We start from the raw sequence: 18,939 nt of genomic DNA, 5'->3' as shown, positions 1-18,939 counted from the left end.
GTGTCGCCATTGGGAGATAGGTCGTGAAAATAATAACGCAGGCAAAAAAAAGGCACTGTACGTTAGAGCACATTTGGCAATTAGTTGATTCTGGAAAACTACATCTGGTTACAATTGTGTTAGTTGAAGCATTGTCGATTTATTACAATAGGCGGGTAAAACCCGGTTTTACTCCCCGCTGCAGTGCCCCTGCTGCAGTGTTCCGACCCGCCGCTGGCGGGTTTTTTTTCTTGACAGACTTAGAATGATCGTTCATTCTATAAAAAGATAAAATCCGACACCGTCGAAAGCGAACCATGAAACCTGTTTCCTTGCTCCTTCTTTCCGCAGCCGCACTCAGCGCCGGCTGCCAACCCACCACTGCCGCAGCACCTGGCGCCGGAAAGCCGGCGCAGGTGGCGGCCGTGGCCGTGCACACCGTGGCCCCGCGCAGCCTGGCCATCACCACCGAATTGCCGGGCCGCACCGCCGCCTATCAGGTCGCCGAAGTGCGCCCGCAAGTGGGCGGGCTGATCCAGCAGCGCCTGTTCGCCGAAGGCGGGGACGTGCAGGCCGGCGCCCAGCTGTACCAGATTGATCCGGCCACCTACAAGGCCGCCTACAACTCGGCCAAGGCCGCGCTGGCCAAGGCCAAGGCCAACCTGATGGCCGCCACCCCGAAAGTGGCGCGCTACAAGGACCTGGTGGCAATTGAAGGCGTGAGCCGCCAGGATTATGACGACGCGGTGGCCGCCGCCGAACAGGCCAAGGCCGACGTGGAGGCGGCTGCGGCCGCGCTGGACACGGCGCGCATCAATCTCGACTACACCAGGGTGGCCGCGCCGATTTCGGGCCGCATCAGCCGTTCCAACGTCACGCCCGGCGCGCTGGTGACCGCCGGCCAGGCCGGCGCGCTGACCACCGTGCAGCAGCTGGACCCGATCTACGTCGACGTGACCCAGTCCAGCACCGACATGCTGCGCCTGAAGCGCGAGCTGGAAAGCGGCAGCCTGAAGAAAGAGGGCGGCCAGGCCAAAGTGACGCTGCTGCTGGCCGACGGCAGCAAGTACGCGCAGGAAGGCAAGCTGCAGTTCGCCGACGCCAGCGTGGACCCCGGCACCGGCAACGTGGTGCTGCGCGCGCTGTTCCCGAATCCGAAGCATGATCTGCTGCCGGGCATGTTCGTGCGCGCCGTGGTGTCCAGCGGCGTGGACGAGCAGGCCATCCTGGTGCCGCAGCAAGGCGTGACCCGCAACGCGAAAGGCGAAGCGACCGCCATGATCCTGAACAAGGAAGGCAAAGTGGAGCAGCGCGTGCTGGCCACCGGCAGTACCGTGGGCGACCAGTGGCTGGTCAAGTCCGGCCTGGCGGCGGGCGACCGGGTCATCATCGACGGCTTGCAGAAAGTGCGCCCGGGCGCGCCGGCGCAGGTGGCGGCGGCTCCGGCTCCTTCCACCCCCGGCACCGCGGCAGCGGCAACCAAGCGCGCGGCGCAGTAAGCGAGGACGACCATGGCACGTTTCTTTATTAACCGGCCGATCTTCGCCTGGGTGGTGGCTATCGTCATCATGCTGGGCGGCCTGATCGCCATCCTCGGCCTGCCGATCGCGCAGTACCCCAGCATTGCGCCGCCGGCCATCACCATCAGCGGCGCCTATCCGGGCGCTTCGGCCAAGACGGTGGAAGACGCCGTCACCCAGGTGATCGAACAGAAGCTCAAGGGCATCGACGGCTTGCGCTACATGAGCTCGAGCAGCGATTCCACCGGCGGCATCAGCATCACGCTGACCTTCAACAACGGCACCAACCCGGACATCGCGCAGGTGCAGGTGCAAAACAAGCTGCAGCTGGCCACGCCGCTGCTGCCGGCCGCCGTCACGCAGCAAGGCCTGGTGGTCTCCAAGTCCACCAAGAACTTCCTGATGGTGCTGGGCTTCGTGTCCGAAAACGGCAGCATGAAGCAGGCCGACCTGGGCGACTACGTGGCCGCCAACGTGATCGACCCGCTGAGCCGGGTGGAAGGCGTGGGCGACGTGACCTTGTTCGGCTCCCAGTACGCCATGCGCATCTGGCTGGACCCGACCAAGCTGCAAAGCTACCAGCTGACCCCGGCCGACGTGACGGCTGCCATCACCGCGCAGAACACGGAAGTGTCGGCCGGTGAGCTGGGCGGCGCGCCCGCCATGCCGGGCCAGCAGCTGAACGCCACCGTGTCGGCGCAGAGCCGCCTGCAGACGGCCGAGCAGTTCGGCGCCATCCTGCTGAAGACCACCGCCAGCGGCGCCACCGTGCACCTGCGCGATGTGGCCCGCATGGAGCTGGGCAGCGAGAGCTACAACACCGTGGCCCGCTTTAACGGCAACGCCGCCACCGGCGTGGCCATCAAGCTGGCCACCGGCGCCAACGCGCTGGACACGGCCAAGGCCGTCAATGCCAAGATCGAGCAGCTGTCCAGGCAGTTCCCGGCCGGCATGAAGGCCGAAGTGGCCTTCGACACCACGCCCTTCGTCAAGCTGTCCATCGAAGAAGTGGTGAAGACGCTGGTGGAGGCGGTGATCCTGGTGTTCCTGGTGATGTATCTGTTCCTGCAGAATTTCCGCGCCACGCTGATCCCGACCATGGCCGTGCCGGTGGTGCTGCTGGGGACCTTCGGCGTGCTGTCGGTGCTGGGCTACTCCATCAACACCCTGACCATGTTCGCCATGGTGCTGGCGATCGGCCTGCTGGTCGACGACGCCATCGTGGTGGTGGAAAACGTCGAGCGCGTGATGACGGAAGAAGGCTTGCCGCCGAAAGAGGCGACCACCAAGTCCATGAGCCAGATCACCGGCGCGCTGGTGGGCATCGCCCTGGTGCTGTCGGCCGTGTTCGTGCCGATGGCCTTCTTCGGCGGCTCCACCGGCGTGATCTACCGCCAGTTCGCCGTCACCATCGTGTCGGCCATGACGCTGTCGGTACTGGTGGCCATGGTGTTTACTCCGGCGCTGTGCGCCACCTTGCTCAAGCCTGTGGCCAAGGGCCACCAGCCTGCCAGCACCGGTTTCTTCGGCTGGTTCAACCGTACGTTCGAGCGCGGCAGCAGCAAGTACGAAGGCTGGGTGGGCGGCATGCTCAAGCGCGGCAAGCGCTCCATGCTGCTGTACGGCGTGCTGATCGCCATCCTGGCGGTGGTGTTCATGCGCCTGCCCACTTCCTTCCTGCCGGAAGAGGACCAGGGCGTGCTGTTCGCGCAGATCCAGCTGCCGGCCGGCGCCACGCAGCAGCGCACCCTGAAAGTGATCGAACAGGTGGAGCAGCATTTCCTGACCAATGAAAAGCAGAACGTGGCCTCCATCTTCACCGTGGCCGGCTTCAGCTTCGGCGGCAACGGCCAGAACACCGGCATCGCCTTCGTGCGCATGAAGGACTGGGCCGAGCGTCCGGGCGCGGAAGCCAACGTGAAAGCCATCGTCGGCCGCGCCATGGGCAGCTTCTCGCAGATCCGCGACGCCTTCGTGTTCGCTTTCGCGCCGCCTGCGGTGCTGGAGCTGGGCAACGCCAGCGGCTTCGACCTGCAGCTGCAGGACCAGGCCGGGCTGGGACACGAAGCCCTGATGGGCGCGCGCAACCAGCTGCTGGGCATGGCTTCCAAGAGCCCGCTGCTGGTGGGTGTGCGCCCCAACGGCCAGGACGATACGCCGCAGTACAAGATCACCGTGGACCAGCAGAAGGCCACCGCGCTGGGCTTGTCCATCGCCGACGTGAACCGCGTGCTGAGCACGGGCTGGGGCTCGTCCTATGTGAACGACTTCGTCGACCGCGGCCGCGTGAAGAAGGTGTACCTGCAAGGCCAGCCGGATTCGCGCATGGCGCCGGAAGACCTGGGCAAGTGGTTCGTCCGCAATAACGCCGGCGAGATGGTGCCGTTCTCCGCCTTCGCCAGCGGCCAGTGGATCTACGCCTCGCCGCGCCTGGAACGCTTCAACGGCCTGTCGTCGGTGAACGTGCAGGGCATGCCGGCGCCGGGCGTCAGTTCGGGCGCGGCCATGGCCGAAATCGAAAAGCTGGCGGCCCAGCTGCCGGCCGGCATCGGCTTCGAGTGGAATGGCCTGTCGGTGGAGGAGCGCGATTCGGGTTCCCAGACCACGGTGCTGTACACCTTGTCGCTGCTGATGGTGTTCCTGTGCCTGGCCGCGTTGTACGAAAGCTGGTCGGTGCCGTTCTCGGTGCTGCTGGTGGTGCCGCTGGGCGTGATCGGCACGGTGCTGGCCACCTGGGGCTTCCACCTGGCGAACGACGTGTACTTCCAGGTCGGCCTGCTGACCGTGGTCGGCCTGGCGGCAAAGAACGCCATCCTGATCGTGGAATTCGCCAAGGAGCTGGAGGAGCAGGGTATGGAACTGAAGGCGGCCACGCTGAAAGCGGTGCGCCTGCGCCTGCGTCCCATCCTGATGACCTCGATCGCCTTCGGCCTGGGCGTGCTGCCGCTGGCCATCGCGAGCGGCGCCGGTTCGGGCAGCCAGAACGCCATCGGCGTTGGCGTGTTGGGCGGCATGCTGACGGCCACCTTCCTCGGCATCTTCTTCGTGCCGGTATTCTTCGTGCTGGTGCGCGGCCTGTTCCAGAAACACGAGCCTGCCGCCGCTGCCAGCACCGTAGCAGGAGTGCATTGATATGCAAAAGACTTTACTTTCCCTGGCCGCCGCGGCTTGCGCGGCGACCTTCCTGAGCGCGTGCAGCCTGGCCCCGGTGTACCAACGCCCGGCCGCGCCGGTGACGGCGGGCTGGCCGCAAGGCGATGCCTACCAGCCGGCCCCGGTGGCGGCGGACGCCAAGCCGGCCGCCGACATCGCCTGGCGCGACTACTTTGCCGACGAGCGCCTGCGCCAGGTGATCGCGCTGGCGCTGGCCAACAACCGCGACCTGCGCGTTTCGGCGCTCAACATCGAGAAGGCGCGCGCGCAGTACGGCATCCAGCGCGCCGCGCTGGTGCCCAGCGTAACCGCCTCCGGCGGCCAGAGCGCCACCCGCACCGCGGACAATATGAGCGCCGGCGGACAAGGGCAAATCAACCGCCAGTACACGGCCAACCTGGGCGTGTCCTACGAGCTGGACTTCTTCGGCAAGGTGCGCAGCCTGTCGGAGGCGGCCCTGCAGCAGTACCTGGGCACCGAGGAAGCGCGCCGCGCGCAGCAAATCAGCCTGGTGGCCGAAACGGCCAGCACCTGGCTGGCGCTGCAAGCGGACCGCGAGCGCCTGCGCCTGGCGGCGGACACGCTGAAAAGCCAGCAGATCACCTATGAGCTGAGCAAGCGCCGCTTCGCGGCGGGCGCCACCTCCGGGCTGGACATGTACGAAGCGCAGACCAGCGTGGAAGCGGCCCGCAACGACATGGCGGTATACACCGCGCAGGTGGCGCAGGGCGAGAATGCGCTGGCGCTGGTGGTGGGCGCGGCCGTGCCGGCCGAGCTGCAACAGCAGCAGGCGCCGCTGGCCAGCGTGGCGGCGATGGCCGAGCTGCCGGCCGGCCTGCCGTCCGAAGTGCTGCAGCGCCGTCCGGACGTGCTGGGCGCCGAGCGCACGCTGCAAGCGGCCAACGCCAATATCGGCGCGGCGCGCGCGGCCTTCTTCCCCAGCATTTCGCTGACCGGCACGGCCGGCAGCGCCAGCGGCAACCTGTCCGGGCTGTTCAAGGCCGGTTCGGGCACCTGGAGCTTCCTGCCGCAGATTCATCTGCCCATCTTCAACGGCGGCGCCAACACGGCCAACCTGACCGTGGCCAAGGTGGAGCGCGACATCGCCGTGGCGCGCTACGAGCAGGCCATCCAGTCGGCCTTCCGCGAAGTGGCGGATGCGCTGGCCCAGCGCGGCACGCTGGACGAGCGCCTGGCCTCGCAGGTGGCGCTGGCGGACGCGTCGCAAAAGAGCTTCCGCATCCATGAAGCGCGCTACCAGAAAGGCTCCGAGTCCTACCTGAACGCGCTGGTGTCGCAGCGCGCGCTGTACGCGGCCCAGCAAAGCCTGATCTCGGCCCGCCTGGCGCGCGCCGACAACCAGGTCACCTTGTACAAGGTGCTGGGCGGCGGTTACCGGTAACGATGGGGGCTGCGGCTAGGACGGCCGCCATTCCATGGCGGCGTGCAGGCCGTCCAGGCCTTGCATGATGAAGTCGCAGCGCTGGCACAGCCGCTGCGCCGGATTGCCGATCAGGACATTGAGCCGCACCGGCAGGTGCAGGCGCTGGCCGTGCGCCTGCAGGCCGCGCAGCAAGCCCTTGCCGATGCCGCGGCCCCGGTACTCGGGCAGCAGGGTGATGTCGATCAGCCGCACCTCGTCGTCGCTGTACTGCACATACAGGCGGCCGATCGGGCGTTCGCGCTCGACGATGATGGTGGCTTCGGCGTCCGGGTATTGCAGCTGGAAATCGGTCTGCTGCGCCTTGAATTGGACATTTTGCAACATCGCCTCGGTGGCCGCGTCGCAGCCGTGCAGGCGGAATTCCATGCCGCGCGTGCTGGCGTAGAGGCGCTGCAGGAAGGGCTGGTCGGCCGGCGTGGCTGGGCGTAGCTCAATCGATGGCGCGGTCTTGTAGGTCATCATGGACGACACCCTGTGCTGGTTTATGTTGTCTTTATGGTATCACCAATCCGGCTCGCTGTTACACGCCAAATTGACAAAATGCGCGGTGTTGGCCACAGTACCGCATCGAACACGAGGAATCCCGCATGAGCACCACCGAAAAACGCCATATCGACCCGGAGCGCGCGCTGGTGCGCCGCAAGCAGGTGCTGGACGCGGCGGCGGCCTGTTTCGGGCGCAGCGGCTTTCACGGCGCCAGCATGGCCGAAATTTCCAAGGCGGCCGGCATGAGCGCAGGCCATATCTATAACTACTTCGACAGCAAGGACGCCATCATTGCCGCCTTCGTCGAACAGAACGTGGAACGGGTGTCGCAGCTGATGCGCGACCTGGAGCAGCAGGCCGACCCGCTGCAGTCGATGGTGGACGACGCGCCGCGCCACGTGAACGAGCACCTCGACCCGAATACCTGGCCGCTGGCGCTGGAGATATCGGCCGAATCGGCGCGCAATCCCAAGATCGCTGAAGTGGTGCACGATGCCGACGTGCGTGCGCGCCTGCAGTTTCGCGCCATCCTCAAGGCCGCCCGCGAGCGGCACGGCTTGCCCACCGACGACTTCACCATGGACGGCCTGGTCGAAGCCATGATCTGCCTGTTCCAGGGGCTGGACGTGCGTGTGGTGCATAATCCGAAACTGAACGAGCCGGCGCTGTCGCGCTATATGAGCATCGCCATGAAGGCCATGCTGTTCTCATAAAGGACATGATGACCACTTCCTACATCTTCCCCGCCCACGACATCGCCGGGCTGCAGGTGGCCGGCACGGACGCGCGGTTCCCGGTGCGCCGCATTTACTGCGTCGGCCGCAACTACGCCGGCCACGCCCGCGAAATGGGCTCCGATCCCAGCCGCGAACCGCCGTTCTTCTTCTGCAAGCCGGGCGACGCCATGGCCGTGCTGCCGGTGCCGCCGCAGGGCGTGTCCGAGCTGCGGTATCCGCCGAAGACCAGCAATTACCACTACGAGTGCGAACTGGTGGTGGCCATCGGCAAGGGCGGCAGCGATATCGCCGTGGAGGACGCGCTGCAGCACGTATTCGGCTACGCGGTCGGCCTCGACATGACCCGGCGCGACCTGCAAGGCCAGATGAAGGATGCCGGACGGCCGTGGGAAATCGGCAAGGCCTTCGACTACTCGGCGCCCATCGGCGTGATCACGCCCGCAGCGCAGGCGGACGGCATCGCGCAGGCCGCCATCACGCTGGAGGTCGATGGCGCGGTCAGGCAGTCCAGCCACATCACGCACCTGATCTGGTCCATCAGCGAAACCATCGCCAACCTGTCCACCTTGTTCACCCTGCAGCCGGGCGACCTGATTTTCAGCGGCACGCCCGAAGGCGTCGGCGCGGTCACGCGCGGCCAGACCATGGTGGCGAAGATCGAAGGCCTGGCGCCGATCGCGCTGAAGGTGGTCTAAAGCTTATCGAGGGCGGCGGCGATGGCCCGCAGGCCGTCGAGCGCGCCCATGGCAATGCCGGCGTCGCGCGGGCCTGGCACCTGCGGCGCGCGCGGATTGATGCGCACCAGCCGCCCGCCGTAGTGCTGCACCACGCTGTGGCTGAAGTGGCGCACCGACGGAATCGCCGTGCCCGCGCCCAGTTCCACCACCACCGGCCGGCGCACGCGCGCCAGCCAGGCATGCATGCGTGCCTCCTGTGCCGCCGTGCGGTCCTCCAGCCACTCGCCATCGCCGAACATGAGGATATTCGGCCGCGCCAGCGCGCCGCAGTGGGGGCAGGCGGGCGGCGCATTGCGCAGGCGGCAGGCATCGGTGTCCACTTCCGGCACGAAGCCGTCCGCGCGCCAGATACCGCCGCAGCCACGGCCGCTGCGGGGCCGCATGCATTGCAAATGGTGGATGGAGCCGTGGCACTCCAGCACCCGCTGCGGATCGAAGCCCGCCAACTGGAACTGCCCGTCCACATTGCTGGTGAAGACGCTGGCCCCGTGTTCCATGCGGACTCCCCATTCGCGCAGCAGCGCGAAGCCTTGGTGCGGCACGGTGGCGCGGTACAGCGCCAGCCGGTGCCCGTAAAAGCCCCAGGCCAGCGCCGGATCGTCCCGGAACGCCTGCGGCGATGCGATGCTGCTGAAGTCCAGCCGCGCGCGGCCCAGCGCAGGGTAGGCATTCCAGAAGCCCTCGTTGCCGCGAAAATCCGGCAGCCCCGAATCGACGCCCATGCCGGCGCCGGCAGCTACGATGAGCGCATCGGCCTGGGCAATCAGCTCGGCGGCAAGGTTGATGGAATTAATCATATGTTAAGCATAAAGCACTCTTACCAAAATCCCAAACCTGCTGCTATAATGCTTTCGTTCGTCGGGGCGTAGCGCAGCCTGGTAGCGTACTTGCATGGGGTGCAAGGGGTCGGAAGTTCGAATCTTCTCGCCCCGACCAACAACTAATTTTTCATTGAAAGCCGGCAGTCGCCGGCTTTTTCTATTCTGCGGTCCAGATGCCCACCTTCGCGGCGCCCATGGGCACCCGGGACGTCGTCGTCTTCACGCCGATTAGCTCTGCCACGATCCGGGCTTCAGGTGTTCGACGCGGCCTTGGCCGGCGTGAAACCGTCGCTGCTCCAGCGTTCGCTGCCCACGCCGTGGTGGACGAAGAACAGGCCTTGCGGATCGTATTTCTGCTTGATCTGCGCCAGCCGCCGGTAGTTGCTGCCCCAGAAAGCGGTCTGCCAGTCGCGCTGGAAGTAGTCGCTTTCGGACACGTAGGCGCCGGCGCCGGGCGCCACTGTCAGCATCTCGTCCATGGCCTTGCCGATCTGGCGGGCACGGTTTCTTGCGTGCGCCCGGTCCGGGCCGCTGCCCGGCATGCCGGGGAATTGCGGCCCTTCGCCGCCGGCAATGATGAGCAGGGCGAATGCGTCCAGCGCGCCGGGGTGCATGGCCGTGTCGCGCGCCGCTGCGATTTCCGCCGCCGGCGCCCCGGCCAGGCCTTTGTTGAAGTGGAAGCCCAGCTGCCAGAGGCGGCTGCCGCGGAAGATGGCCTCGGCCAGTGCGGCTTGCCGCTCCGTATCCAGCAGCGACGCGGGCATCCACGCGGACTGGTAGCCGTGGATGTACCAGCCGGCTTGCTCCAGGTCGCCTTTCCATAGCGCGTGGTGGGGCGGCGCGCCGGGGCGCCCGTCGGGCACCATATAGCCGGGCGCATTTTTCCGGAAGAATTCCGCGTCCCAGAAATGCCGGGCCGGCAGGGCGAGCGACTGATAGGGCTTGTCGACAATGTACTCGGGCCGGGCGCGCAGCCAATCAAGCAGCGGCGCCCAGACGGCATCGGCCTGCTGCTGGCTGAGTCCCTGGAACACCAGCGAGACGTCGACCGAGTCTGCGTTGAAGCAGATCTGCTCGCCCCAGTGCGGATTGAACAGCGCGCTGGCGTAAAAGGCGACCAGGCGGGCGATCAGTTCGCGGTACGCGGATGCCGACAGCGCTTTGACCTTGAAGAACACGGCGCCGAACGTGGCCGGCAGTTCGCGCGTGCGCAAGGTCAGCCGCGTGATCACGCCGACGCTGCCGCCTCCGCCGCCCTTGAGCGCCCAGAACAGGTCCGGGTTGGTGCAGGCGTTGGCGATGCGTACCAGGCCGTCGGCGGTGACGACTTCCGCTTCCAGCAGCCCGGCCGCTGCCGTGCCGTAGTTCTTGGAGAAATTGCTGAAGCCTCCGCTTTGCACCAGTCCGGCCACGCCCACCGTGGTGCAGCCGCCGCCCTGCACATAGCGGCCGCCGCGCGTGGTGACGGCATCGTAGGCGTCCATCCACATGGCGCCGGCGCCCATGCTGACGGCGGGCTGGGGCGCGTCCGCACAGCCTTGCGCCACGAAGGCCTCGTGCAGGTGCACCTCGTTCATGCGGCGGGTCCACACCAGCAGCGAATCGGGCGCATCGGACGTGCCCTGGTAGCTGTGGCCGCCGCCTTTGACCACCAGGCGCAGCTTGTGTGTACGGGCGAAATTGACGGCGGCAACCACGTCGGCCGTGTTGGCGGCGGCCAGTGCATAGGCGCTGGGCTGCGACGTCCACGCGTCGATCCAGCCGCTGGTTTGCGTCAGGGCGGGCTGGTCGCCAATCTCGAAAGTATTGGCCAGGTGGGCCAGCGCGGTGGTGCAGGCGGGGCTGGTCTGGCCAGCCTGGCAGGCGGCAAAGAAGGGTTCAAGTTTGCTCAGCTTGCCGGTCACGCTACGGCGCAAGCCGGCCCAGCTGGAGGCTGACGGCCAGCCCCGATCGCCGGGGCGGACCCGTGCGCGCAGGCCGGTCAGCGGGGCGATAGCGCCGGCAAACGCAGGGCGCAGCGCGGACAGTGCCAGGGGCAGCGCCGCCAGTTTCAGCAAGGTTCTTCTTTTCATCGGGCCAGCCTCCGGCAGTTCATGACGGAGGCCAGATTAGTGCAAAGTGCGCGCTGAATCGAAGGAAATGGGGCGAACCGGGGCAGGCCGGGGCGGGCCGGGGGAGCTTATGTTTCTGTGCTGAATTTTGGCGGCGGCGCCGATCGTCGCGCTACCAGGCTGACCAGGCCTACGCCTATCAGCAGCATGATATACATGGGGGGTTCCGGAATCGGGCTGACGGCCGGCAGCTGCGCTTGCGCCGCACTGGCGGCGGGCGCCGCGTTGGCCAGGCTGATCAAATCCGCTTCATTCAGATAGTTGACTTCGCCGGGGACCGGCGGCAGCAGGGCCTTGTTGCTTGCTTGGTACAAAATATCGGCAGCGCGTGCGGTGCCGGTGGCGGCGCCTGCCAGCAGTAGTGCGAGCAGGCTTTTCTTCAATACATTTTGCATGGTGACTCCCAGAGCGATTGCGTATCTGCGGCCACCTTAGCACGAAATCGGACGGGATGTCGCTTGATTAATAATTTCAAATTTGCAATGTTTCTGCTGCGATGCAAAAGTTTCCTTGACCTTGGTTTACCCTTGCCGCTCAGCTGCGGCGGCGCTGTTCGGGATAGGCCAGCACGCGCGTGATGACGCCGGCCGGCACCGCCTTGTGCAGCATGTAGGCCCAGGCATTGGCGGCGCCGATGCGGCGGTCGATGGTCAGTCCTTCGTCGACGTGGCGCGCCAGGACCTGGTTGCTGCGTTGGGGCTGTTGAGTGTGCATGGCGGCTCCTGTTTTTGTGCACTGCAATGATAGCGATTTCCGCCGCGAACCAGCGTTCGGTTGACTTTGGGTACAATCAGCTTATACCCCCTTACTCGGAGAGCAAGTGAAACCCAACGCAGCGGCAATGCCGGGACAAGTGGTGCTCGTACTGCAGGGCGGCGGCGCGCTGGGCGCCTATCAGCTGGGCGTGTACCAGGCCATGAACGAAGCTGGCATCGAGCCGGACTGGGTGATCGGCACCTCCATCGGCGCGCTCAATGGCGCCATTATCGCCGGCAATCCGCCGGCGCGGCGGGTGGAGCGCTTGCGCCAATTCTGGACCATGATGGAGCAGCATTCGGCCCTGTATCCAGGCATGCCGCGCGAGTTCGCCAACGCGCTTACGCTGTCGCAGGGCATCCCGGCCTTCTTTGCGCTGAACCCGGCAACCTGGTGGAACCCGAACGCCAAGGTCGGCGTGGAGAACGCGTCCTTCTACCGTACCGGCCCGCTGCACAAGACGCTCGCCATGCTGGTCGATTTCGACTACCTGAACAGCAACGGCACCCGCTTCACGGTGGGCGCCGTCAATGCGCGCAACGGCGAGATGCGCTACTTCGACAGCAAGAAGGAGGCGCTGAGCGTGGAACACGTGATGGCCTCCGGGGCGATCCCGCCCGCGTTTCCCGCAGTGCGCATCGACGGCGAGCCATACTGGGACGGCGGCATTTATTCCAACACGCCGATCGAAGCGGTGCTGGATGACGAGCCCCGGCTCGACTCGGTGATCTTCTCGGTGCAGGTATGGAACCCGGACGGCAAGGAGCCGCAAAGCGTGCTTGACGTGCTTGAGAAGCACAAGGAAATCCAGTACGCCAGCCGCGTCGCCAACATCGAGCAGCAGCGCCGCATGCACCGCCTGCGGCACGTGATACGCCAGCTCACCCTGCAGCTGCCGCCCGAGATGCGGCGCAGCCCGGAAGCGCGCGAACTGGCCGGCTGGGGGTGCGGCAGCCGCATGCACATCGTGATGCTGAAGGCGCCGCGCCTGGACAGCGAAGACCACACCAAGGACATCGACTTCACCGCCGCCGGCATCCACCACCGCTGGAAGGCCGGCTACGAGGATACCCGGCGCGCGCTGGCGGCCCGCCCGTGGGACAGCGTGGTCGATCCTATCGAGGGCGTGGCGATCCACGAGGACTTTTAAGGCCCAGCACGTCCTGGCATACCGCCAGCCACGCGCGCGCCGCGTGCGATAGGTAGCGGCCGTTCCAGACATGCGCCACATCCCAGGCCAGCGCCGGCTCCACGATGCGCACCGCGTGCAGGCGCTCGTCGGCCAGCCGGTGCACAAAGGGCTCCGGCACCAGCGCCACGCCGATGCCGACCGATGCCATTTCCACCAGCCAGTCCCATTGGCCGCTTTGCGCCGCGATGGCTGGCGTGATGCCGGCCTGCGCGAAGGCATTGCGCAGCGCGCGCGTCAAGGCGAAATCGTCTTTCAGTAACACCAGCGGCAGCGCGGCCAGCTCCTTCAGCCGCAGCGTGCGGCGGCTGCGCTGGAAGGTGCCGGCGGCCGCCAGCGCGTACAGCGGATAGCTGGCGATGGGCTCGGCCTGCAGGGCCAGCGTGGCGTCGGCCGGCAGCACCGTCATGCCGAGCTCCAGTTCGCCCGCCGCCACCTGCCGCTCGATGGCCTGGCCGGTGTCCTCGCTGAGCGCCAGCGCAATGCCGGGATGGCGCTCGCGGAAGGCTTTCAGCACCGGCGTGAACAGCAGGTTGATCATGGGCGGAATGCCGATCGCCAGCGTGCCGCGCTGGCGCGCCTGCGTGTCGCGCACTTCCAGCTGCAGCCGGCGCAAGGTGGCCAGCATTTCCTCGCCGCGCGCGTAGACCACGGCGCCGGTGTCGGTCAGCGTCAGGCGGCGGCCGTCGCGCACCAGCAGCGGCGCGCCCACTTCATGCTCCAGCTGGCGCACCATCTTGCTGATGGTGGACTGGGTGACGTGCAGCGCTTCGGCGGCTTGCGTGAAGCTGCTCAGGCGGGCGGTTTCGATGAAGTAGCGCAGCGAACGGATATCCATGAGTTTTCCGACTGGAGTTGAGGAAATTAAGTCATGCAATGCATGAATGCCCGATTTTATACTGGTCCCACCAAAACATAATGACCTGGAGCACATCATGCATGAAGACCGTATCCGCCTGCCGGCGCTGATGGACAAGGTAATGACGGCGGCCGACGCCGCGCGGCTGTTCCGCAGCGGCATGACGGTCGGCATGAGCGGTTTCACCCGCGCCGGCGACGCCAAGGCGCTGCCGCTGGCGCTGGTGGAGCGCGCCCGCAGCGAACCGCTGGCGCTCACGCTGATCACCGGCGCATCGCTGGGCAGCGACAGCGACGGCCTGATGGCCAATGCGGGCGTGGTGGCGCGCCGCATGCCGTTCCAGTCCGACGCCGCGCTGCGCAGGAAGATCAACAGCGGCGAGGTGATGTTCATCGACCAGCACCTGTCCGAAACCGCCGAGCAGCTGCGCGGCGGCAGCCTGACGCCGGTCGACATCGCGGTGATCGAAGCGGTGGCCATCACGCGGCAGGGCGATGCCGCCGGCATCGTGCCCACCATGTCGGTCGGGAATTCGGCCAGCTTCGCCGCGCAGGCTGCGCAAGTCGTCATCGAAATCAACCTGAGCGCGCCGCTGGCGCTGGAAGGCCTGCACGACATCTACCTGCCCGCGCAGCGGCCCGGCCGCGAGCCGATTCCGCTCACGCACACCGGCCAGCGCATCGGCGCCGCCACCATCGATATCGACCCGGCGCGCATTGCCGCCATCGTTATCACCGATAGCCCGGACAGCCCCTCCAACGTGCTGCCGCCGGACGCGGAAACCCAGGCCATCGCCGGCCACATCATCGCCTTCCTGGAGGCGGAAGTGGCGGCGGGGCGCATGGGGCCGGAGCTGCTGCCGCTGCAGGCGGGCATCGGCACCATCGCCAACGCCGTGCTGCACGGTCTCACCGGCTCGTCTTTCCGCAACCTGTCCATGTATTCGGAAGTGCTGCAGGACAGCGCCATCGAATTGCTGGATTCGGGCCAGCTGGGCATGGCGTCCGCCTCCTCGATCACCCTGTCGGCAGCGATGCATGAGCGCTTCCTGCGCGACATCGGCCGCTACCGCGACCGCGTCGTGCTGCGCCCGCAAGAGATCAGCAACCACCCGGAGCTGGTCAAGCGCCTGGGCGTCATCGCGCTCAATACGGCGCTGGAGTTCGACATTTACGGCAACGTGAATTCCACCCACGTGGGCGGCACCCACATGATGAACGGCATCGGCGGCTCGGGCGACTTTGCCCGCAACGGCCAATTGTCCTTCTTCGTCAGCAAATCGGTGGCCAAGGACGGCGCCATCTCCAGCGTGGTGCCGATGACGCCGCACGTCGACCACACCGAACACGACGTGGACGTGCTGGTCACCGAATGGGGCCTGGCGGACCTGCGCGGGCTGGCGCCGCGCGAACGCGCGCCGCTCATCATCGAGCGTTGCGCGCATCCGGACTACCGCCCGCAGCTGCGCGCCTATCTGGAAGAAGCGCTGCCGCGCGGCGGCCAGACTCCGCACGTGCTGGAGAAAGCCTATAGCTGGCACACGCGCTACCGCGAGCAGGGCACGATGCGCGAGCTGTGGCAGGGTGGTAATTATAAAAAACTATTGAACCAATAAAATCAATTGTCTTTGTAAATGTTGCCTGCTTCTCTAGAATGAATTCACACCGAACAATATTCTTGAGGAGCAAGCAATGAGCCAGCAGCCACCAATTACGACCGCGTCCGGCATCCCCGTCGCCGACAACCAGAATTCCATCACCGCCGGCCCGCGCGGGCCGGTGTTGCTGCAGGACTTCCACCTGATCGAGAAGCTGCAGCATTTCAACCGCGAGCGCATTCCGGAGCGCGTGGTGCACGCCAAAGGTTCCGGCGCCTACGGCACGTTCACTGTCACGCACGACATCAGCCGCTACACCAAGGCCAAGCTGTTCTCGGCCATCGGCAAGCAGACGGCAACCTTCGTGCGCTTTTCCACCGTGGGTGGCGAGAAGGGCAGCGCCGACACCGAGCGCGATCCGCGCGGCTTCGCGGTGCGCTTCTACACCGAGGAAGGCAACTGGGACCTGGTGGGCAACAACACCCCGATGTTCTTCATCAAGGATGGCATCAAGTTCCCGGACTTCATCCATACCCAGAAGCGCGATCCGCAGACCAACCTGAAATCGCCCGCCATGATGTTCGACTTCTGGAGCAAGGCGCCGGAAAGCCTGCACCAGGTGACCATGCTGTTCTCGGACCGCGGCACCCCGGACGGCTACCGCCACATGGATGGCTTCGGCAGCCACACCTATAGCCTGATCAACGAGGCGGGCGAGCGCGTGTACGTGAAGTGGCACTTCAAGACACGCCAGGGCATCAAGAACCTGAGCGCGGCAGAGGCGACCCGCATCGCCGGCGAAGACCCGGACTACGCGCAACGCGACCTGTTCGGCGCCATCGCCGCCGGCGATTTCCCGCAGTGGGATGTGAAAATCCAGGTCGCCACCGACGCCGAGCTGGCGGCGTGGGGCGAGCGCACCGGCTGGAATCCGTTCGACCTGACCAAGGTCTGGCCGCATGGCGACTTCCCGCTGCAGCCGGTGGGCCTGTTCGAATTGAACCGCAACCCGGTCAACTACCACGCCGAAGTGGAGCAGGCCGCGCTGTCGCCGTCGAACGCGGTGCCGGGCATGGGCTATTCGCCGGACAAGATGCTGCAGGCACGCCTGTTCGCCTACCACGACGCGCAGCTGTACCGCGTGGGCACCAACCACCAGCACCTGCCGGTGAACGCGCCGCGCTGCCCCTTCCACAACCAGCAGCGCGACGGCGCCATGGCCGTCAGCAACGGCGGCGCGGCGCAGAACTACGCGGCGGTGGAGGCGGGCGGCATCCATGGCAAGGGGCTGGGCAACGGCGAACCGGAGCTGGCGCTGGCCGGCGCGGCGGCGCGCTACGACGGCCGTGGGCACGAGGATGACTACACCCAGGCCGGCAACCTGTTCCGGCTGATGCCGGCCCAGGAGCGGCAAAACCTGTTCAACAACCTGGCCGGTCCCATGAGCCAGGTCAGCGACGAGATTATCCAGCGCCAGCTGGGGCATTTCGACAAGGCCGACCCGGCCTACGGCGCCGGCGTGCGCGCGGCCCTGAAGGCGCGCGGGTGCAACGTGGACTAAAGCGAGGGCAAGGGGGCGCTGCGCCCCCGCCCCGCTGCGGTTAAAATGACGGTCTTGGATCTATCTACACGGGACCGCCATGACCATCAAAATCAGCCAGAACTTCGACTCCGGCGCCATCGAGGTGCTGCGCGCCGACAGCGCCGCCACCATAGAACTGAACCTGCGCGACGACAACGCTGCCGACATCCGCCAGTGGTTCCACTTCCGCCTGCAGGGCGCGCGCGGCCAGGCCGTCACCATGCGTTTCCTGAATGCGGGCCAGGCCACCTACGCCAAGGGCTACGAGGGCTACAACGCCGTGGCCAGCTACGACAGCGAGAACTGGTTCCGCGTGCCGACCTCCTTCGACGGCGAGGTGATGACCATCAAGCACACGCCGGACCTGGACAGCGTTTACTACGCCTACTTCGAGCCGTATTCGTGGGAACGCCACCTGCGCCTGCTGGGCGAAGTGGCCGAGAATCCGGCCGCGCGCGTGCTGGACCTGGGCAGCACGGTGGACGGGCGCGACATGAACCTGGTCGTCATCGGCGAACCGGAGGCGGAGAAGAAAGTGTGGGTCATCGCGCGCCAGCACCCGGGCGAATCGATGGCCGAGTGGTTCGTCGAAGGCCTGGTCGATGCGCTGCTGGACGATGCCAATCCGATCGCGCGCAAGCTGCTGCAGCGCTGCTGCTTCTACATCGTGCCGAACATGAACCCGGACGGCTCGGTGCGCGGCAATCTGCGCACCAACGCCGCCGGCGCCAACCTGAACCGCGAGTGGATGACGCCATCGCTGGAGCGCTCGCCGGAAGTGCTGTACGTGAAGAACAAGATCCACGAAACCGGCGTCGACATGTTCTTCGACATCCACGGCGACGAGGCGCTGCCGTACAACTTCGTGGCCGGCAACGAGATGCTGGAAAACTTCACGCCCGAACAGGCCGCGTCGCAGAAGGCCTTCATCGAGCGCTACAAGAACGCCAGCCCGGACTTCCAGGATAAATACGGCTACGCCGCCAGCAAGTACAAGGAAGACATGCTGACCCTGGCCTCCAAGTACATCGGCCACCATTTCAAGTGCCTGGCGCTGACCCTGGAGATGCCGTTCAAGGACAACGCCGACCTGCCGGACGCCTACGTGGGCTGGAACGGCGCCCGCAGCGCCGCGCTGGGCCGCGCCATCCTGCAGCCCATCCTGCTGTCGCTGGACGACTGAGCATGGGCGTCGAGATCGAACGCAAGTTCCTGGTCACCAGCGACGCCTGGATGCAGCAGGGCGAACCCGTGCTGCTGCGCCAGGGCTACCTGTCCTCGCACGCGCAGCGCGTGGTGCGCGTGCGCATCGAAGGCGAGCGCGCGGTGATGACCATCAAGGGCAAGAACGTGGGCGCCAGCCGGGGCGAGTGGGAGTACGAGATCCCGATGGCGGACGCGCAGGAGTTTCTTGAGAAGCTGTGCGAGCAGCCCATCATCGAGAAATACCGCCGCCGCATTCCGCACGCGGGCTTCGTGTGGGAAGTGGACGAGTTCCTCGGCGTGAACGCCGGGCTGGTGGTGGCCGAAATCGAGCTGCCATCCGAAGACCAGGCCTTCGACAAGCCGGACTGGGCCGGGGAAGAAGTCACGCACGATATGCGCTACCTCAACTCCAACCTGATCAAGCACCCGTACTCCGCTTGGTAAATGCCGTCTTCCATCCTAGACTGACAGGATGGAAGACGACTGGAAAGAGTTCGCCGCGCGTATCGACGCGACCTTGGCGACCTTGGCGACCAAGGCCGACGTGGAGGCCTTGCGCGCTGATTTCGCGCGCTGGACGCTGGCAACGGTGATAGGCCTGTTTATCGGTTTTGGCGGGCTGTTCGTGGGAATAACGAATACGTTGAAACCGGCGTCGCCGCCGGCCGCGCAGCCAGGGCAGCAGGCTCAGCAGCCCATAGTCATCTATGTTCCGGCCGCGCCGCCGGAACAGCGGCCCCAGCCGCAGCCGAAAAAATAAAG

17 protein-coding genes and 1 tRNA gene are annotated in these 18,939 nt (G+C 66.2%); 12 read left to right on the top strand and 6 right to left on the bottom strand.

The window, feature by feature from the left end; genetic code table 11:
• Positions 1-296: 296 nt before the first annotated feature.
• From ASD15_RS16410 to ASD15_RS16400, 3 genes are read left to right on the top strand one after another with little or no spacing between them, the layout of a single operon-like run.
• The gene (locus tag ASD15_RS16410) at positions 297-1,478 is read left to right on the top strand and encodes an efflux RND transporter periplasmic adaptor subunit (protein ID WP_057155997.1); all 1,182 of its coding nucleotides are present in this window, start codon (positions 297-299) and stop codon (positions 1,476-1,478) included.
• A 12-nt stretch (positions 1,479-1,490) separates the two neighbouring features.
• Entirely contained in the window at positions 1,491-4,631 is a 3,141-nt protein-coding gene (locus ASD15_RS16405; protein ID WP_057155996.1) for an efflux RND transporter permease subunit, read from the top strand.
• A 1-nt stretch (position 4,632) separates the two neighbouring features.
• Complete coding sequence (locus ASD15_RS16400) at positions 4,633-6,054, top strand: efflux transporter outer membrane subunit (RefSeq protein ID WP_057155995.1); 1,422 nt, start codon at positions 4,633-4,635, stop codon at positions 6,052-6,054.
• Between the two features lie 15 nt (positions 6,055-6,069).
• Here the strand turns inward: ASD15_RS16400 and ASD15_RS16395 are convergent, their stop codons facing one another.
• On the bottom strand, positions 6,070-6,558 hold the full coding sequence (locus tag ASD15_RS16395; RefSeq protein WP_082551872.1) for a GNAT family N-acetyltransferase: 489 nt from the start codon (positions 6,556-6,558) through the stop codon (positions 6,070-6,072).
• Positions 6,559-6,683: 125 nt separating this feature from the next.
• Here ASD15_RS16395 and ASD15_RS16390 point away from each other — a divergent pair, with 125 nt between their 5' ends.
• Entirely contained in the window at positions 6,684-7,295 is a 612-nt protein-coding gene (locus tag ASD15_RS16390; RefSeq protein WP_057155994.1) for a TetR/AcrR family transcriptional regulator, read from the top strand.
• A 5-nt stretch (positions 7,296-7,300) separates the two neighbouring features.
• Positions 7,301-8,014, top strand: coding sequence for a fumarylacetoacetate hydrolase family protein (locus ASD15_RS16385; protein ID WP_373888179.1), 714 nt, complete (start codon positions 7,301-7,303; stop codon positions 8,012-8,014).
• Here the strand turns inward: ASD15_RS16385 and ASD15_RS16380 are convergent.
• Complete coding sequence (locus tag ASD15_RS16380; protein WP_057155993.1) at positions 8,011-8,853, bottom strand: Sir2 family NAD-dependent protein deacetylase; 843 nt, start codon at positions 8,851-8,853, stop codon at positions 8,011-8,013. The genes ASD15_RS16385 and ASD15_RS16380 overlap by 4 nt on opposite strands.
• 62 nt (positions 8,854-8,915) lie before the next feature.
• On the opposite strand from ASD15_RS16380, the gene ASD15_RS16375 reads away from it, so the two are divergent.
• A tRNA-Pro gene (locus tag ASD15_RS16375) sits at positions 8,916-8,992 on the top strand.
• A 136-nt stretch (positions 8,993-9,128) separates the two neighbouring features.
• Here the strand turns inward: ASD15_RS16375 and ASD15_RS16370 are convergent.
• The 3 genes from ASD15_RS16370 to ASD15_RS16360 all read right to left on the bottom strand — a co-directional run bounded on the left by ASD15_RS16370 (position 9,129) and on the right by ASD15_RS16360 (position 11,702).
• On the bottom strand, positions 9,129-10,949 hold the full coding sequence (locus ASD15_RS16370) for an FAD-binding protein (protein ID WP_057155992.1): 1,821 nt from the start codon (positions 10,947-10,949) through the stop codon (positions 9,129-9,131).
• 107 nt (positions 10,950-11,056) lie between these two features.
• Positions 11,057-11,383, bottom strand: coding sequence for a PEP-CTERM sorting domain-containing protein (locus tag ASD15_RS16365; protein WP_157200969.1), 327 nt, complete (start codon positions 11,381-11,383; stop codon positions 11,057-11,059).
• A 139-nt stretch (positions 11,384-11,522) separates the two neighbouring features.
• Entirely contained in the window at positions 11,523-11,702 is a 180-nt protein-coding gene (locus tag ASD15_RS16360; RefSeq protein ID WP_057155990.1) for a hypothetical protein, read from the bottom strand.
• A 127-nt stretch (positions 11,703-11,829) separates the two neighbouring features.
• Here ASD15_RS16360 and ASD15_RS16355 point away from each other — a divergent pair, with 127 nt between their 5' ends.
• Positions 11,830-12,894 (top strand): patatin-like phospholipase family protein, encoded by a 1,065-nt coding sequence (locus ASD15_RS16355; RefSeq protein ID WP_057155989.1) that lies wholly within the window; start codon positions 11,830-11,832, stop codon positions 12,892-12,894.
• On the opposite strand, the gene ASD15_RS16350 is transcribed toward ASD15_RS16355, so the two are convergent.
• Positions 12,860-13,771, bottom strand: a complete 912-nt coding sequence (locus ASD15_RS16350) for a LysR family transcriptional regulator (RefSeq protein WP_057155988.1) — start codon at positions 13,769-13,771, stop codon at positions 12,860-12,862. The genes ASD15_RS16355 and ASD15_RS16350 overlap by 35 nt on opposite strands.
• A gap of 97 nt (positions 13,772-13,868) precedes the next feature.
• Here ASD15_RS16350 and ASD15_RS16345 point away from each other — a divergent pair, with 97 nt between their 5' ends.
• From ASD15_RS16345 to ASD15_RS16325, 5 genes are all read left to right on the top strand, one after another.
• On the top strand, positions 13,869-15,407 hold the full coding sequence (locus ASD15_RS16345) for a succinate CoA transferase (protein WP_057155987.1): 1,539 nt from the start codon (positions 13,869-13,871) through the stop codon (positions 15,405-15,407).
• A gap of 76 nt (positions 15,408-15,483) precedes the next feature.
• On the top strand, positions 15,484-16,950 hold the full coding sequence (locus ASD15_RS16340) for a catalase (protein WP_057155986.1): 1,467 nt from the start codon (positions 15,484-15,486) through the stop codon (positions 16,948-16,950).
• Positions 16,951-17,029: 79 nt separating this feature from the next.
• Entirely contained in the window at positions 17,030-18,154 is a 1,125-nt protein-coding gene (locus ASD15_RS16335) for a M14-type cytosolic carboxypeptidase (protein ID WP_057155985.1), read from the top strand.
• 2 nt (positions 18,155-18,156) lie between these two features.
• Positions 18,157-18,621, top strand: coding sequence for a CYTH domain-containing protein (locus tag ASD15_RS16330; RefSeq protein ID WP_057155984.1), 465 nt, complete (start codon positions 18,157-18,159; stop codon positions 18,619-18,621).
• A gap of 28 nt (positions 18,622-18,649) precedes the next feature.
• Complete coding sequence (locus ASD15_RS16325) at positions 18,650-18,937, top strand: hypothetical protein (protein WP_057155983.1); 288 nt, start codon at positions 18,650-18,652, stop codon at positions 18,935-18,937.
• Positions 18,938-18,939: the final 2 nt, after the last annotated feature.

The sequence above is a fragment of the Massilia sp. Root351 genome (assembly GCF_001425045.1).
Taxonomy (GTDB): Bacteria; Pseudomonadota; Gammaproteobacteria; order Burkholderiales; family Burkholderiaceae_D; genus Rugamonas.
The sequence above is the reverse complement of the archived record's forward strand: the minus strand, read 5'-3'. Positions and strand labels throughout refer to the sequence as shown.

What these genes read in the sequence shown, in the direction of transcription:
- ASD15_RS16410 (WP_057155997.1), top strand. Translation starts at nt 297, where the DNA reads ATGAAACCTGTTTCCTTGCTCCTTCTTTCCGCAGCCGCACTCAGCGCC.
- ASD15_RS16355 (WP_057155989.1), top strand. Translation starts at nt 11,830, where the DNA reads ATGCCGGGACAAGTGGTGCTCGTACTGCAGGGCGGCGGCGCGCTGGGC.
- ASD15_RS16385 (WP_373888179.1), top strand. Translation starts at nt 7,301, where the DNA reads ATGATGACCACTTCCTACATCTTCCCCGCCCACGACATCGCCGGGCTG.
- ASD15_RS16395 (WP_082551872.1), bottom strand. Translation starts at nt 6,558, where the DNA reads ATGATGACCTACAAGACCGCGCCATCGATTGAGCTACGCCCAGCCACG.
- ASD15_RS16360 (WP_057155990.1), bottom strand. Translation starts at nt 11,702, where the DNA reads ATGCACACTCAACAGCCCCAACGCAGCAACCAGGTCCTGGCGCGCCAC.
- ASD15_RS16325 (WP_057155983.1), top strand. Translation starts at nt 18,650, where the DNA reads ATGGAAGACGACTGGAAAGAGTTCGCCGCGCGTATCGACGCGACCTTG.
- ASD15_RS16380 (WP_057155993.1), bottom strand. Translation starts at nt 8,853, where the DNA reads ATGATTAATTCCATCAACCTTGCCGCCGAGCTGATTGCCCAGGCCGAT.
- ASD15_RS16340 (WP_057155986.1), top strand. Translation starts at nt 15,484, where the DNA reads ATGAGCCAGCAGCCACCAATTACGACCGCGTCCGGCATCCCCGTCGCC.
- ASD15_RS16405 (WP_057155996.1), top strand. Translation starts at nt 1,491, where the DNA reads ATGGCACGTTTCTTTATTAACCGGCCGATCTTCGCCTGGGTGGTGGCT.
- ASD15_RS16400 (WP_057155995.1), top strand. Translation starts at nt 4,633, where the DNA reads ATGCAAAAGACTTTACTTTCCCTGGCCGCCGCGGCTTGCGCGGCGACC.
- ASD15_RS16350 (WP_057155988.1), bottom strand. Translation starts at nt 13,771, where the DNA reads ATGGATATCCGTTCGCTGCGCTACTTCATCGAAACCGCCCGCCTGAGC.
- ASD15_RS16330 (WP_057155984.1), top strand. Translation starts at nt 18,157, where the DNA reads ATGGGCGTCGAGATCGAACGCAAGTTCCTGGTCACCAGCGACGCCTGG.
- ASD15_RS16370 (WP_057155992.1), bottom strand. Translation starts at nt 10,949, where the DNA reads ATGAAAAGAAGAACCTTGCTGAAACTGGCGGCGCTGCCCCTGGCACTG.
- ASD15_RS16345 (WP_057155987.1), top strand. Translation starts at nt 13,869, where the DNA reads ATGCATGAAGACCGTATCCGCCTGCCGGCGCTGATGGACAAGGTAATG.
- ASD15_RS16365 (WP_157200969.1), bottom strand. Translation starts at nt 11,383, where the DNA reads ATGCAAAATGTATTGAAGAAAAGCCTGCTCGCACTACTGCTGGCAGGC.
- ASD15_RS16335 (WP_057155985.1), top strand. Translation starts at nt 17,030, where the DNA reads ATGACCATCAAAATCAGCCAGAACTTCGACTCCGGCGCCATCGAGGTG.
- ASD15_RS16390 (WP_057155994.1), top strand. Translation starts at nt 6,684, where the DNA reads ATGAGCACCACCGAAAAACGCCATATCGACCCGGAGCGCGCGCTGGTG.